Origin of the sequence: Amycolatopsis echigonensis (genome assembly GCF_014174495.1) — a bacterium.
Lineage (GTDB): Bacteria > Actinomycetota > Actinomycetes > Mycobacteriales > Pseudonocardiaceae > Amycolatopsis > Amycolatopsis echigonensis.
The window spans coordinates 73,363-87,276 of record NZ_JACJHR010000023.1 but is presented as its reverse complement, the minus strand read 5'-3'; the positions used below and the strand labels follow the sequence as shown (position 1 = coordinate 87,276).

The 13,914-nt window shown below is 68.9% G+C and carries 15 protein-coding genes; 9 read left to right on the top strand and 6 right to left on the bottom strand.

The window, feature by feature from the left end; all coding sequences use genetic code 11:
- Positions 1 to 15: 15 nt before the first annotated feature.
- Positions 16 to 1,374, bottom strand: a complete 1,359-nt coding sequence (locus H5411_RS18105; RefSeq protein WP_376772173.1) for an ATP-binding protein — start codon at positions 1,372 to 1,374, stop codon at positions 16 to 18.
- Between the two features lie 150 nt (positions 1,375 to 1,524).
- On the opposite strand from H5411_RS18105, the gene H5411_RS18100 reads away from it, so the two are divergent.
- The 5 genes from H5411_RS18100 (at position 1,525) to H5411_RS18080 (ending at position 5,862) form a co-directional block, all read left to right on the top strand.
- Positions 1,525 to 2,982, top strand: coding sequence for a hypothetical protein (locus H5411_RS18100; protein ID WP_183124395.1), 1,458 nt, complete (start codon positions 1,525 to 1,527; stop codon positions 2,980 to 2,982).
- 66 nt (positions 2,983 to 3,048) lie between these two features.
- Positions 3,049 to 3,546, top strand: a complete 498-nt coding sequence (locus H5411_RS18095) for a hypothetical protein (protein ID WP_101435945.1) — start codon at positions 3,049 to 3,051, stop codon at positions 3,544 to 3,546.
- Positions 3,543 to 4,106, top strand: a complete 564-nt coding sequence (locus H5411_RS18090) for a DUF3558 family protein (protein WP_101435946.1) — start codon at positions 3,543 to 3,545, stop codon at positions 4,104 to 4,106. The genes H5411_RS18095 and H5411_RS18090 overlap by 4 nt, the downstream gene beginning before the upstream one ends.
- A gap of 240 nt (positions 4,107 to 4,346) precedes the next feature.
- The gene (locus H5411_RS18085) at positions 4,347 to 5,639 is read left to right on the top strand and encodes a PspC domain-containing protein (RefSeq protein ID WP_183124394.1); all 1,293 of its coding nucleotides are present in this window, start codon (positions 4,347 to 4,349) and stop codon (positions 5,637 to 5,639) included.
- On the top strand, positions 5,632 to 5,862 hold the full coding sequence (locus H5411_RS18080; RefSeq protein WP_101435948.1) for a hypothetical protein: 231 nt from the start codon (positions 5,632 to 5,634) through the stop codon (positions 5,860 to 5,862). Before H5411_RS18085 ends, H5411_RS18080 begins: the two co-directional genes overlap by 8 nt.
- Positions 5,863 to 5,908: 46 nt before the next feature.
- On the opposite strand, the gene guaA is transcribed toward H5411_RS18080, so the two are convergent.
- Positions 5,909 to 7,465 (bottom strand): glutamine-hydrolyzing GMP synthase, encoded by a 1,557-nt coding sequence (gene guaA / locus H5411_RS18075; protein WP_183124393.1) that lies wholly within the window; start codon positions 7,463 to 7,465, stop codon positions 5,909 to 5,911.
- 120 nt (positions 7,466 to 7,585) lie between these two features.
- Here guaA and H5411_RS18070 point away from each other — a divergent pair, with 120 nt between their 5' ends.
- Positions 7,586 to 8,131 carry a DinB family protein gene (locus H5411_RS18070; protein WP_183124392.1) on the top strand — a complete coding sequence of 182 codons (546 nt, stop codon included), beginning with the start codon at positions 7,586 to 7,588 and terminating at the stop codon, positions 8,129 to 8,131.
- Here the strand turns inward: H5411_RS18070 and H5411_RS18065 are convergent.
- The gene (locus tag H5411_RS18065) at positions 8,064 to 8,711 is read right to left on the bottom strand and encodes a rhomboid family intramembrane serine protease (protein ID WP_183124391.1); all 648 of its coding nucleotides are present in this window, start codon (positions 8,709 to 8,711) and stop codon (positions 8,064 to 8,066) included. The two genes, H5411_RS18070 and H5411_RS18065, sit on opposite strands and share 68 nt — an antisense overlap.
- A 128-nt stretch (positions 8,712 to 8,839) precedes the next feature.
- Between H5411_RS18065 and H5411_RS18060 the strand changes: the two genes are divergently transcribed.
- Positions 8,840 to 10,285 carry an aldehyde dehydrogenase family protein gene (locus tag H5411_RS18060; protein WP_183124390.1) on the top strand — a complete coding sequence of 482 codons (1,446 nt, stop codon included), beginning with the start codon at positions 8,840 to 8,842 and terminating at the stop codon, positions 10,283 to 10,285.
- Positions 10,286 to 10,338: 53 nt separating this feature from the next.
- A complete protein-coding gene (locus tag H5411_RS18055; RefSeq protein ID WP_312878404.1) occupies positions 10,339 to 10,743 on the top strand; it encodes a GNAT family N-acetyltransferase in 405 nt (134 codons plus the stop codon).
- On the opposite strand, the gene H5411_RS18050 is transcribed toward H5411_RS18055, so the two are convergent.
- Positions 10,731 to 12,194 carry an FAD-binding oxidoreductase gene (locus H5411_RS18050; RefSeq protein ID WP_183124389.1) on the bottom strand — a complete coding sequence of 488 codons (1,464 nt, stop codon included), beginning with the start codon at positions 12,192 to 12,194 and terminating at the stop codon, positions 10,731 to 10,733. The two genes, H5411_RS18055 and H5411_RS18050, sit on opposite strands and share 13 nt — an antisense overlap.
- The gene (locus H5411_RS18045; RefSeq protein WP_183124388.1) at positions 12,191 to 12,835 is read right to left on the bottom strand and encodes a TetR/AcrR family transcriptional regulator; all 645 of its coding nucleotides are present in this window, start codon (positions 12,833 to 12,835) and stop codon (positions 12,191 to 12,193) included. The genes H5411_RS18050 and H5411_RS18045 overlap by 4 nt, the downstream gene beginning before the upstream one ends.
- 37 nt (positions 12,836 to 12,872) lie before the next feature.
- Here H5411_RS18045 and H5411_RS18040 point away from each other — a divergent pair, with 37 nt between their 5' ends.
- Entirely contained in the window at positions 12,873 to 13,205 is a 333-nt protein-coding gene (locus tag H5411_RS18040) for an ester cyclase (RefSeq protein WP_281377247.1), read from the top strand.
- 8 nt (positions 13,206 to 13,213) lie between these two features.
- On the opposite strand, the gene H5411_RS18035 is transcribed toward H5411_RS18040, so the two are convergent.
- Positions 13,214 to 13,903: a maleylpyruvate isomerase N-terminal domain-containing protein gene (locus tag H5411_RS18035; protein ID WP_183124387.1), complete on the bottom strand. Its 690-nt coding sequence runs from the start codon at positions 13,901 to 13,903 to the stop codon at positions 13,214 to 13,216.
- Positions 13,904 to 13,914: the final 11 nt, after the last annotated feature.

The window sequence follows — 13,914 nt, the reverse complement described above, 5'->3', positions numbered from 1 at the left end:
CCGAGCATAGCGAGGTCACGCCACCCCTTTGCCCGCTTTCACCGGCATGGCGAGCTGGACTTCGGTGCCTTCGCCGGGCGCGGTGCGCAGCTTGCAGGTGCCGCCGTGACGTTCCATCCGGCCGCGGATCGAGTCAGCGAGGCCGTGCCGGTCGGCGGGCACGACATCGGGATCGAAGCCCTTGCCGCGGTCGCGCACGAACACAGTGACTTCGGTGGGCTCGACCTCGGCGAACACGCTGACCTCGTCGACGCCGGCGTGCTTGGCCGCGTTGACGATCGCCTCGCGAGCGGCCTGCACCAGCGCGGTGAGCGGCGGGTTGAGCTCGGCGTCACCGACCACGACTTGGCCGACCGAGATCGCGAACTGGTCCTCGACCTCGCCGCACGCCGCGGCGAGCGCCTCGGACAGCTGCTGCCGGGTGCCTTCTTCCTCTTCTTTGGTCCGTTTGTCGCTGGGTTTGCCGTAGCCGCCGGGGCCGTAGAGCCAGCCGCGCAGCTCGCGTTCCTGGCCGCGGGCGAGGCGCGCGACCTCGGCGGGCTGGTCGGCCTGGCGCTGGATCAGCGCGAGGGTCTGCAGGACGGAGTCGTGCAGGTGCGCGGCGATCTCGGCGCGTTCGTCGGTGCGGATGCGGGCCTGGCGTTCCTCGCCGAGGTCGCGGACCAGGCGCAGCCAGAACGGAACCGTGAGCACGGCGACGCCGACCAGCGTCGCGAGCACCGCGATCAGCGCGAACTTGACCTGGTCGAAGTCACCGCTGGCGAACACGACGAAGCCGATGCCGGTGGCCACCAGCGCGACTCCGGCGAGGATCCGGACGAACGCCGCGAGCCTGCCGCCTTCGCCGACCAGTCCGTCGCGGGCCCCGACGCGCCAGCGCCGCCGCTGCGACTCGTCCGCCTCCCGCCAGACGACCGCCGCACCGAGCGCGGCGAGCGCGAGCGGCACCGCGACCCAGCCGCGGATGGCCCCGGTGAGTGTGCTGCTGGCGATCGCGAGCCCGATGCCGAGCGCGATCAGCCCGTACGCCTGCTGCCGGTCGCGGGCCTTGGGCGCGGTTTCAGTTTCCTCGGCGCGCTGCGGGACGAACACCCAGAGCAGGCCGTAGGCGAGCAGGCCGGCCCCGTTGAGCGCGGCCAGCAACGCGAACACGACGCGGACCCAGACGACCGGAACCCCGAGGTGATCGGCGAGCCCGCTCGCGACACCCGCGACGGCGCGCCCCGAGCGTCGCCGGTACATCTTGGGCCGCGGTTCGGGTTCGGCGACCTCCCTCGCCTGGGCGGACATGAGTGCCGAGGGCTCCTCAGCGGTCGAGGAGACCCGCCCTGGGGCACTGATGTCGAGAAAGTCCTGCACGTGTCCCATCGTCACACGCGGGAGCGGCCTGGACATCGGGGAAGGCCCTGATCCATTCCCTCAGATGGCCGCCGGGAAATTCCGCGAACCTCCCTGCCGCCCGCGGGGACTCGGTACGATGCAGGAGGGAGTGATCACAGTGCGTACACGGGGCGGGGAGGCCGGATGACGGAGCAACATCGCGCGGAACACGTCGAGTCCGCAGGCGATTACTACGCCCGGGCGCAGAACGTGCACCAGATCTTCGCCGTCGGCGTGAACTCGCCGGAGACGCGCGGAGCCACCGAGCGGGATGCTTCGCAGTACTCGGTCCAGCAGGGCCAGCAGTTGCTCCAGGGCCAGCAAACCCGGAGCGACGCGCCCACACCGGACGCGAACTACGCGTCGTACAGCCACGAAGACCTGCACAAAATGGTCAACGAGGGCTTGAACTTCGAAAGCATCAACGACCGCAGCCGCGTGACGAACACCTACGGCAACTGGCTCGCGGACGCGTCCAACCAGTTCCGCGACGCGGCCAACACCGCGGGCGCCGAGTGGCAGGGCGAGGCTGCGGCACAAGCGCATTCGTTCTTCCAGAGCACGGCCGACCACACGGAAAAGACCGGCAACGCGATGCAGCTGGTGTCGAACCGCTACTCCCAGCAGTCCGCGGCGGCCGATTACGCGCAAAGGAACATGCCGGAGCCGACCGGGTTCGACCAGAAGGCCGAAATGGCCAAGGCGACCGAGCAGTTCCAGAACGGCAACCCATTGCAGGGCGTGATCGCGTTGAACGACATCGCGACCAAGCAGCAACAGGCGGACGCGGCGCACCAGCAGGCAGTCCAGGTGATGCACGGGCTGGACACGACTTATCACGAGACGTCGACTACGCAGCCGGTCTATTCACCGCCGCCGCAGCTGAACAACGACAGCACGCAGGCGAGCAGTGCCTCGCCGGTGACTGTGCCGGGTGGGGCTTCTAGCGGGCCTTATGTCGGACCTGGTGGGCCTGGGACTGGCGGGCCTGGGCCGGGCTTCACTAGTCCGCCGTTGGGCGGGCCCGCGGCCAACACGTTCGGTTCGCCGTCCGTCGGCAACCCCGCTGTCTCGCCGCCTGGGATGCCTTACGCTCCGGGGCCGGGTGTCAACACTGGTACCGGGCCGCTCAGCAACACCGGCCTGACCGGCGGCGGCAACACCCTCCGGACGACGCCCAGCCCCCTCAGCCGCCTGTCCCCCGATGGGCTCGCGCTGGGCGGTGGCGGCGGCACTGGCAATGCGGGTGAGGACACGCCCCGGACCCGCTCGGGCGGCGGTATTGGCCGAGGCGGAGCTGGCGGCCGGGTAACCGGCGGGACTGGCTCGGGCGGTTCCGGAAAGCCGGGCGAATCCGGCGGCAAGGGGGCTGCTGAGCGGCTTGAACGCGGCGCTACCGCTGCCGCGAACGCCGGAAAGGGCGGAAAGCCAGGAGCCGCGGGAGCTGGCACCGGCGCGGCGGGTGCCGGGAAGAAGAAGGAAGAGGACAAGGAACACAAGAACAAGATCCCGGCACAGGTTGATCCGGACGAGGTCTTCGAGGTCAAGTCAGAACGAGGACCGGACGGAGAGAAAATCACTCCCCCGGTCCTCGGCGGCTGATCCGCGCAGGATTTTCGCCACATGCCCACTGCCTTCGCGCGTTGAGCGCAGACACAGGAGCAGCCGATGTCAGGAATCGAAGTAAACGCGGAGCCGATCTCCGGAAGCTCGTCCGCAGCCGACACAGCGGGCAACGCCTTCCTGGCGGGGCTCACCGAGGGCCCCGGAAGCCACGAAGCCGCACTAAAAATACGCGAGGCTGGAAACACGCTGAAGGCATTGGCGCAGAGCGGGGCGTTCGCAGTCAATGAGGCTGGGTTCAACGCCTATCTGAAAGCGTGCAACTTCTTCCTGGACGGCTACCGGGACATGCGCTACGACTTGAATATCTTGACCCAGACCGCGCAAATGGGCAGCTCCGACTATGCCAACAAGGTAGCGAAATTCAACACCACAGTCGCCGAAGGGGACACCAGCGCGATGCTCCCCAATCTGGACCTTATGTACAACGGCGTCAAGGCCGCCCTGGACGCCCTGACCATCGCGCGCGAAAACTATAAAAAGAACGAATCAGAAAACACTACATCGTTCGCCGAACTCAACAAGAAGCTGGATAATTCGTGACGAAGACTCGCCGAACAGCGGGGCTACTCAGCGCCGCGTTGGCCCTGATCGGCACAGCAGCCTGCAGCAACACCGTTGACGGCTCGGCAACGCCGACCGCATCGGCACCTGCGGCAGCCACCAGCCCCGCTTCCAGTTCCGACAATCCATTCGCTTCGCTGAACCAGTGCCAGCTGGTCGATCAAATTCTGGCCGGCCAGGGATTCCCGCCAGCGCAACCGTCCATCGCGGACTCCAATCGAAGCTGCCGGACAAAGAAGATGTCCGAAAATGCCGCGAGGGACCCGGCAGCCGAAGTCGGCATCGCACTTCAAAACGGCCAAAAGTACACGGAAAATATTCAGAATCCTCATTCAGCACACGAAGGAAACATCGACGGCCGGAAGCTCATCGAGCAACGTGACCTCCTGGGCTCTCCGGGCGGATGCCAGATAGGCATGGAGGTCGGACCCAACGCACGCGCCCTGGTAATCGTGCTGATCGGCGACGACACTGCGGCCGCTTGCAAAAAGGCTGAAGACGTCGCGACGGCGTTGGACAAGCTGCTCCCCCGGGGCTGAAACCTCCAGCGCCCCGGCCCCGCCTAGGAGAGCCGCAGCGTCACGCTGACTACATCGAAGCGCTGCGAACGGTTTCCGGATCGCCAGTCGTTCCCTCGAAGTGGTGGCAAGCCGGGCTGGCTGGTCGACTCAGGGTTCCGCAATCCCGCACGACACCGTGACCAAGGGACCCAATCTCCGGGATAACCTCAGGGACCTTCCCCGATGTGCCCCTCCCCGGCCTCGACCATGCTGTACGGCATGAGTGGTGCGAACGACGTGCGGCCTCCGCGGAGCAACCCGTTGAACGGGTTCGAGGAGACCGTCAAGGACTTCTGGGCCAGCAGGCCTCGGCGGCCGCACTCGGGGCGGAAGGTCGCGGGGGTCGCGGCTGGGCTGGGGGATCGCTACGGGATCGATCCGGTGGTGATTCGGGTCGCGTTGGTGGCGGCGACCGTTTTCGGGGGGTTCGGGCTGGTGCTTTACCTGCTCGGGTGGCTGTTCTTCCCCGGAGAGGGCGACGAGGTTTCCGGCTTCGAGGCGTTGATCGGGCGGGGCCGGTCGACCATGACCAAGGCTTTCGCGGCCGTCTTGACCGTCGCGTTGATTCCGGTCGTCGGGTGGACGTTCGGCGGCGGCTGGTTCGACGGGGGCGGCCTGATCGGGTTCGCGTTGCTCGCCACGTGCCTGTATCTCCTGCACCGCACCCGCGGACAGGACAACCGACCGGCGCCGGTCGTCGCGTTCGCGGCGGACGGGGCTGCTTCCGGAACCGGAGCTTTCACGATGAACAGCGACACCCCGACTCCCACGGCGGCGGCACCGGGCTGGGACCCGCTGGCCGCCGACCCGGCGGGCTGGGATCTGCCCGACCCGGCGGCACCGGTCCCGCCGCCGCCTCCGGCTGGCGACTACAACAACTATGCACACCGGCCGCCGCGGCGACGGTCCAAGATCGGCGCCGCCACGCTCGGGGTCGCGGTGATCGTGGCCGGCATCGGCGTCGCGCTCGCGCTGAACGGCTTCGACTGGTTCTCGCTGCGGCACATCATCGGCATGACGCTCGCCGTGCTGGGCGTCGGGCTCGTGGCCGGGGCGTTCGCTCGCGGAGCTCGTGGCCTGATCGGGCTCGCGATCCCGCTGTCGATCGCCGGGCTGGTGCTCACGACCAGCACGTTCGACAACCTCGACGTACGCGGCGGCGTCGGCGACCTGTCCGCCACCCCGCGTACGGCGGCCGAAGTGCAGCCGGTCTACCGGCACACCGCCGGCGACATGAAGATCGACCTGACCCAGCTGACCGCGAGCGAGCCGGTCACTACGACGGTCTCGAACGGTGCCGGGAACACCGAGGTCATCGTGCCGCGCACCGCGGACGTCACCTTCACCTGCGAGAACAGCGCCGGCGAGGTCGACTGCCTGAACCGCACGTCCAACGGGGTCGGCCAGCCGGCCATCACCGGGACCGACAACGGCGACGACAACGTCGGCGGACAGAAGATCACGCTCCACGTCACCAACGGCGTGGGCCACGTGGAGGTGCGCCGTGGCTGAGAACCCTTACTCCTACGACGAGCCCGAAGCCCCGGTTCGCCGCCGCGGGGTCGACTGGATCACGCTGATCGTCGGGGTCGCGACCCTGCTGGTGTCCGGCTACGTCCTCACCGACGGCTCCAGCTGGCTGCCCACCTTCGACTTCCGCTGGATCATCGCGGGCGGCGCGGTGTTCTGCGGGATCCTGATGCTCGGCGCGTCCTTCCGCAAACGACGGCCGTAAGACACAAAAACGGGGCCCGGACGTCCGGACCCCGTTTTTTGTCAGCTCATTCCCATTCGATGGTGCCCGGCGGCTTGCTCGTCACGTCCAGCACCACGCGGTTGACCTCGGACACCTCGTTCGTGATCCGGGTCGAGATCCGCTCCAGCACCTCGTACGGCAGCCGCGTCCAGTCGGCGGTCATCGCGTCCTCCGACGACACCGGGCGCAGCACGATCGGGTGGCCGTAGGTGCGGCCGTCGCCCTGGACGCCGACACTGCGGACGTCCGCGAGCAGCACCACCGGGCACTGCCAGATCTGCTGGTCGAGCCCGGCCGCGGTGAGTTCCTCGCGGGCGATGGCGTCGGCCTCGCGCAGGGTCTCCAGCCGGTCCGCGGTCACCTCGCCGATGATCCGGATGCCGAGACCCGGCCCGGGGAACGGCTGGCGCTGCACGATCGTCTCCGGCAGCCCCAGTTCGAGGCCGACCCGGCGGACCTCGTCCTTGAACAGCAGCCGCAGCGGTTCGACCAGCTCGAACTGCAGGTCTTCGGGCAGGCCGCCGACGTTGTGGTGGCTCTTGATGTTCGCGGTGCCCTCGCCGCCGCCGGACTCGACGACGTCCGGGTACAGCGTGCCCTGCACTAGGAACCGGTAGTCGCCACGGGCCTTGAGGTCGCGCTCGGCCTGCTCGAACACGCGGATGAACTCGCGGCCGATGATCTTGCGCTTCTGCTCCGGGTCGGTGACGCCGGCCAGCGCGTTCAGGAACCGCTCGCGCGCGTCCACGGTGACCAGGTTGACGCCGGTCGCGGCCACGAAATCACGCTCGACCTGGGTGCGCTCCCCCGCCCGCAGCAGGCCGTGGTCCACGAACACGCAGGTCAGCCGGTCGCCGATGGCGCGCTGCACGAGCGCGGCCGCGACCGCGGAGTCGACGCCGCCGGACAGGCCGCAGATCGCCCGTCCTTCGCCGATCTGCGCGGCGATTTTGGCGACCTGTTCGTCCACAATGGACGAAGTGGTCCAGCTGGGTTTGACGCCGGCGATGTCGTACAGGAACCGGCGCAGCACCTCCTGGCCGTGCGGCGAGTGCGCCACCTCCGGGTGGTACTGCACGCCCGCGAAGCGCCGCTCGACGTCCTCGAAACCGGCGACCTCGGCACCGTCGGAGCTGGCCGTGACGACCGATCCCTCGGGGGCCTTGGTGACGCTGTCGTTGTGGCTCATCCACGCCGTCTGGTGGCCGGGCAGCCCGGTGTGCAGGACGCCGCCCTCGCCGACGATCCGCACGTCGGTGCGGCCGAACTCGCGCACACCGGTCGGCTCGACGACGCCGCCGAGCGCGCGGGCGAGCAGCTGGTGGCCGTAGCAGATGCCGAGGATCGGCACGCCGGCCTCGACCAGCTTCGGGTCCATCGCCGGGGCACCCTCGGCGTACACGCTCGACGGGCCGCCGGACAGGATGATCGCGGACGGGTTCTTGGCGAGCAGCTCCTCGGCGGTCGAGCTGGAGGGCACGACCTCGGAGAAGATCTGCGCCTCGCGCACGCGACGGGCGATCAGCTGCGCGTACTGCGCCCCGAAGTCCATGACGAGTACCGGACCGGTGGGAGTGGCCACCTACGACCTCCAGGCGAATGAGCGCTTTTGCCACCATCGTCCCAGGTGGGCCCCGTCACGTCGGCAATGCCCCCGGAATAAGGACAGCCGCTGTCCGCGACCCGGCTTACCTTCACTCCCATGACCAACGACTGGACCAACGAACTGGCCGAGCAGCTCGACTGGCACTGGCAGAACCACGTGCGCCCGAGGCTCGAGGGGCTGACCGACGACGAGTACTTCTGGCAGCCGGTCGCGGACTGCTGGACAGTGCGCCCGCGCACGAGCGAGAACGAACCGGGCACCGGCGACTTCACTGTCGATTTCTCGTTCCCGGAGCCGACTCCCCCGCCGGTGACCACGATCGCGTGGCGTCTGGCCCACATCATCCCGGGAGTGCTGGGCATGCGTTCCGCGTCGCACTTCGGCGGGCCGCCGGTGTCCTACCAAGACTTCCCGTACGCGGGAACTGCCGACGAAGCGCTGAAGCAACTCGACGACGCGTACGCGACCTGGATCGCCAGCGTACGCAGTCTCGACGCCGAAGCGTTGGCCCGTCCCTGCGGTCCGGCTGAAGGGCCGTACGCGGAGCTGTCGATGGCCGCGCTCGTCCTGCACATCAACCGAGAGATGATCCATCACTGCGCGGAGATCCTGCTGCTGCGCGACCTTTACCGAAACCGGTGACCAGCAATCCCAGCGCGATGCCGAGCAGCGCGGGCATGCCGTGGTTGTCGTGCAGCACCGTGTCGAGCACGGCTAGCGGCGGGATCAGCAGCGCGGCGAGGTAGAGCGCTTGCGGCGGCTCGGCGTCGCGCGCCCGCCCCACCACGACGGCGAGCGCGCCGAGCAGCCCGGCGACGCACATCGAGTTCCCCGCCCCCACCGGATTCAGCCAGACGGAGCTGAGGTACTGGCCGAACAGTCCGCAGCCGAAGTACAGGACGAACCAGGAAACGCGACCGAGGCACCATTCCGCGAAAGTGCCCACCACGGCGAGGGCGACCAGGTTGAAAATCCCGCCGAACAGCTTGCCGTCCTGGAAGAACATGCCGGTCAGCAGCCGCCACCACTCTCCGGCGTCGATCGCCGTGGCGTCGCGCTTGAAGCGGTCGAACAGGTCGGGGTCCGCCAGTTGGGCCAGAAGCACGGCCGCGGTCACGAGGAACACCGCGCCGGTCAGCACCGGACGGCGCGGTGTTCCGACACGAGCGAAGAAGGCTCGGAACGGGCTGGCGGACCAGCGCGAGGCAACCGAATTGGTCATGCGCTGACGATATGGCGGGCGGTCCCCGCGGACCCCCGACAAATGTCATCCCGGTGCCGGGACAGGTGCCACAATCGAAGGACCGAGTCCGGCGTGCCGGGCCTGGCGCTCCCTAATACCTTGAGCGCATGGACACGATCACCCCACAGCCGCGGGCCGCGTGGATCGCCGGTCAGGCTGAGCAGGGCGCGAGCACCCTCGTGGTACACCACCCGTTCGACGGCAGCGAAGTGGCGACGGTCGCGGTGCCCGGCGCTGACCAGGTGGAACGGGCGGTGGCCGCGGCGGCCGCGGTCGCGAAGGAGTTCCGGCGCACTCCCGCGCATCAGCGCGCGGCCGCGCTGGAGCACGTTTCGCGCGGGCTCGCGATGCGGGCCGAGGAGCTCGCCGAGGTGATCACGGCCGAGAACGGCAAGCCGTTGAAATGGGCCGAGGCCGAGGTGAAGCGCGCGGTGTCGGTGTTCCGGATCGCGGCCGAGGAGGCCCGCCGGTTCAGCGGCGACGTCCAGCGGCTCGACGCCGATCCGTCCGGCGACGCCCGGCTCGCGCTGACCCGCCGGGTGCCGCGCGGGCCGGTGCTCGGGATCGCGCCGTTCAACTTCCCGCTGAACCTGGTGGCGCACAAGGTCGCTCCCGCGCTGGCGGTCGGCGCGCCGATCATCGTCAAACCCGCGCCGCGCACGCCGCTGTCGTCGCTGGTGCTCGGCGAACTGCTCGCCGAGACCGACCTGCCGGAAGGCGCGTTTTCCGTGCTGCCGCTGGGAAACGAGGAGACTCAGGCACTCGTCGCCGACCCGCGGCTGCCGGTCGTGTCGTTCACCGGCTCGGGCCCGGTCGGCTGGTCGATCGCGGACGCGGCGGCGCGCAAGCACGTGGTCCTCGAACTGGGCGGCAACGCCGCGGCGGTCGTGCTGCGGGACTGGCCGGACCTCGAAGGCGCCGCGCAGCGGATCGCGACGTTCGGGAACTATCAGGCGGGCCAGTCGTGCATCGCGGTGCAGCGGGTGATCGTGGACGCGGCGATCTCGGACGAGTTCGTGCCCGCGCTGACCGAGGCCGTCGAAGCGCAGCAGACCGGTGATCCGTACGACCGCAACACCGACGTCGGCCCAGTCGTCGACGAGGCGGCCGCAGAGCGGATCATCGCGTGGGTCGACGAAGCGGTGGCTGGTGGCGCGCGCGTGCTGACTGGCGGAACCCGTTCGGGCGCAACGGTTGCGCCGACTCTGCTGGCCGACGTGCCCGCGGACGCGAAGGCTTGGTCGGAGGAAATCTTCGGACCAGTGCTGGCGGTGTCCATTGTGGATGGCGTGGACGAGGCTTTCGCTTCGGTGAACGCGTCCGCGTACGGACTTCAGGCCGGGGTGTTCACCAGCGACGTGCAACTGGCCTTCCACGCTTCGGCGGAACTGGAAGTTGGTGGCGTCATCATCGGTGACGTGCCGTCGTATCGGGCGGACCAGATGCCGTACGGCGGTGTAAAGGGTTCGGGCGTCGGCCGGGAAGGCGTGCTGTCGGCGATGAACGACCTGACCGAGGAACGGGTCACGGTCTTCACCGGGGTCGACCTCTGACCACAGCGGACCTGCGACGGGCAACGGCCGCTGACGCACGCGACATCGCCGACGTGTGGCTGCGGTCGTTCTCCGCCGCGCTGCCGACAGTCCGCCGCGTCCACGACGACGACGCGGTGCGCTGGTGGTTCGCGAACATCGTGGTGCCACAGCAGGAAACCTGGATCGCGGTTGCCGAGTCCGCTGTGGCCGGACTGCTCGTGCTCGACGGCGCGGAGCTGGCGCAGCTTTATCTCGATCTTCCGTGGCGTGGTCGGGGAATCGGCGACCAGTTGGTGGACTTGGCCAAACAGCTCAGACCTGACGGGCTGACCCTGTGGACATTTCAGATCAACGAGCCAGCACAACGGTTTTACCGCCGCCACGGTTTCGTCGCGGTCGAATACACCGACGGACAGCGAAATGAAGAGGGGGAGCCAGACGTGCGTTACGTCTGGCACCCGCCTCAGGCGGACTGAGCGAACCTGAAAACCGCGTCTGGGTCGTATTTTTTCGCCACCTGGTCCAACCGGGCCGCGTTGTCGCCGTAATAGGCCGACTTCCAGTCCGGCAGATCCGGGTCGATGTAATTCACGTAGCCGCCGCGCGCGCCCGCGTCCGCCAGTCCGGAGACCACAGTGGACACTGACTTGCGCGCGCTCTCCTGGCTGTCCGCAGTGGCCGGAGCGTAGACCTGAATACTGGCCAGCGCTTTCCGGTGCGGAAACGCTGTCGCCGTCGGCGCGATTTCGGCCACCGCGCCGCCGAGTCCGTCGATCAGCAGGTCCATTCCCTTGTGCCCGGAGGCGAGATCGGCGATCTTCCCACCATCCACCGGGTCGGTGATGATTCGCGACGACGCCACAAACGTCTGACGCTCCGAACTGCCGGAGAAGTAGTTCATCGCCGCGCCGTAGCCAAGGGTTTTCATCGTGCGGCTGGACGGCGACACCGACAATCCGCTGAGCGCCGATGTCAGCCCCGCCGAACTGCCCACGAACGCCCCGCCGATCCGGCACGCTCCGCCCGGGCCGCCGGAAACCACGCAGTTCGACCACAATTCGGGCGGAGCGCTCGGCAGCCAGCGCTGCCACGCGTCGACCACGTCGCTCGCCGAACCGGACGGGAACTTCAGCGAAAACACCGTGACGGTCGGCGCTTCCACGGTAGTGAAGGTGAACGAGGTGACCACGCCGAAGTTTCCGCCCCCGCCGCCGCGCAGCGCCCAGAACAGGTCGTCGTCCGCTTGCGCGCTCACCGTGCGCAGCTTGCCGTCCGGCGTGACGATCTGCGCGGATTGCAGCCGGTCGCAGGTCAGGCCGTATTTCCGGGTCAATACGCCGATTCCGCCGCCGAGCGCGAGCCCGGCAATGCCGACAGTCGGGCACGAACCGGCAGGCAGGCAACGACCCGCCTTCGCCAGCTCCGAATAGACGTCGCCCAGTTTCGCGCCCGCGCCGATCACGACCTGGTCGCCCTGAACATCCACGCCAGCCAGGCCGCCGACGTCGATCACCAGCCCGCCGTCCGGCGCGGAATACCCGGCATAACTGTGCCCACCGCTGCGCGCGGCGACCGGGATCCGTCCACCAGCCGCCTCGACGCACGCCTGCACGTCCTCCGGCTTCGAGCATTTCGCTACCGCAGCGGGGTTACGCCCGTCGAAAAGCGGATTGAACGCCCGCTTCGCGGTGGCGAATCCGTCGTCGCTGGGCAGCACGAGGTCACCGGAGAGCTTGCCGCGCAACGCGTTCCAGTCCGGTGGTCCGGACGGCTTCGAGCTGGTGCTCGGCGGGACGGACACTCTCGACGTCGGGCTGGTCTGCGGCACCGGCGGTCCCGGTTTCGCGGTGCACGCCGCGGCCACCGCACCGACCGCCGTCAACCCGGCAGCGCGCAAGAACGTCCTTCTCCCCAGTGTCATGTTCATTCAGACGTCCCAGACCGCGAGTGGGTTGCGAAAAGTCCGGCCAGTAATGCCCGAAGGGCGAATTCGAACCGCTCTTCGTGCCGGGCCCCGCCCCGCAGCGCTTGTGCGAGCAGCGGAAAGCGGTCCTCGTCGAGGTGCGTCAGACTGTCCATATCGGACCGTGTGCCGGGAGTCCGGCCAGCCTCGGCGAGCGTGTGGCCGAGGACGAAAGTCATCACGGCGTTTACCATGTCGAGTCCGCGCGCCGGCGGCAACTCAAGCATCTGCAATGCGGTTTCGAGCACCTGCAGCGAGTCCGGGCTGACCGCGGGCCGGGCCGCGGCGAGCGGCAGCGCGCCCGGATGCGTGAGCAACTGCTCCCGGTACGCCCGGGCCACCCGGCCCAGCCACTCCGGGCCGGACCCTCCCGGCTCCGGCTCGATCCCGGCCAGCGCCGAGACAAGCCGGTCGACCAGGGCGTCGAACAGCGCTTCCTTGCTCGGCACGTAGTGGTAGAGCGTCATCGCCTCGACGCCGAGTTCCGCGCCGAGCTTGCGCATCGACAACGCGGCGATGCCGTGCTCGTCCGCGAAAGCGAGCGCGGCGTCCACGACCCGCTCCCTGGTCAGCCCCGCACGCGGCCGGGCCCGCCGATCGGACACTGGTCCCCCTTGACGTTTCTTACGGCGTAAGGTAGCACTGTTCTCGTCGACCGACGGGCTCGCCGCGTTCCGCACCGGCTGGACGCAGATGCTGACCGCGTTCCCGGACCTGCGGGTGGACGTCGATTCACTGCTCGCCGAAGGCGACCGGGTCGCGGCCACGGTGACGCTCACCGCGACCAACACCGGCTACTACCGCAGAGGGTTCGCGACCGGCAAACGCGGAACGTGGCGCGGTTTCGTCCTCGCGCGGGTGACCGGCGGCCGGATTTCCGAACTCGACATCCAGACCGACCGGCTCGCCATCCTGCAGCAACTGGGCATCGTCGGGGGCGACGACGAACTCGCCGCCGCCCGGCAAGCCGGCTGAAGGCTCGGTCAGAGCAGCGGAGCCATCTCCGGCACCGGCCCGGAAAGCGCGGAACTGTCGCCGCGGCCGGTCAGCCAGGCCAGCACCGAGCCCGGCGTGCCGGTGACGAGGTCACCGCCCTCGCCGAGGGTCCAGGTGCGAACTCCGTCGGTGATCCGGAACGAGGGCAACGGACGCGGGCACATCCGGATCAGCGTCGCGATCACCGCGTCGAGGTGGTCTCCGAGCAATGCGGTGGCGCTGTCGAGATCGTGGCCGGCGTCGAGGTCGGCGAGGTGGATGGTGGTCTCGGACAGCCGCAGGGTAAGCACGTCCGCGCCGGTCAGTTCGCCGCCGTGCCGGTGCCGCACCCGCGCTGCCCACGCCTCGTCCGAGAGCCGTGCGGCGTGGTCAGTCAGCCGCTTCCCGGATGCCACCAGGTCGGCCACGATCTCCGCCGGGGCGCGACCGGCCCCGGCCTCGATGTCGTCGTCCCGGGCGTTGCCGGGGCCGTACATCGACCGCTCGACCCCGGTTTCGGCCCAGGTCAGCAGGTTGCCGAGGGCGTCGGCGTTGCGTGCGAGGTGGGTGAACAGATGCGCACGCGTCCAGCCGGGCAACGCGCTCGGCTCGCCGAACGCCGCGTCCGGCAGTGCCTCGGCGACGCGTGCCCACTCGTCGTGCAGTTCCCGGATCCGGTCCAGCGCCGCAGTCGTCACCGGACGATCTT

What these genes read in the sequence shown, in the direction of transcription:
- H5411_RS18100 (WP_183124395.1), top strand. Translation starts at nt 1,525, where the DNA reads ATGACGGAGCAACATCGCGCGGAACACGTCGAGTCCGCAGGCGATTAC.
- H5411_RS18095 (WP_101435945.1), top strand. Translation starts at nt 3,049, where the DNA reads ATGTCAGGAATCGAAGTAAACGCGGAGCCGATCTCCGGAAGCTCGTCC.
- H5411_RS18085 (WP_183124394.1), top strand. Translation starts at nt 4,347, where the DNA reads ATGAGTGGTGCGAACGACGTGCGGCCTCCGCGGAGCAACCCGTTGAAC.
- H5411_RS18070 (WP_183124392.1), top strand. Translation starts at nt 7,586, where the DNA reads ATGACCAACGACTGGACCAACGAACTGGCCGAGCAGCTCGACTGGCAC.
- H5411_RS18065 (WP_183124391.1), bottom strand. Translation starts at nt 8,711, where the DNA reads ATGACCAATTCGGTTGCCTCGCGCTGGTCCGCCAGCCCGTTCCGAGCC.
- H5411_RS18060 (WP_183124390.1), top strand. Translation starts at nt 8,840, where the DNA reads ATGGACACGATCACCCCACAGCCGCGGGCCGCGTGGATCGCCGGTCAG.
- H5411_RS18050 (WP_183124389.1), bottom strand. Translation starts at nt 12,194, where the DNA reads ATGAACATGACACTGGGGAGAAGGACGTTCTTGCGCGCTGCCGGGTTG.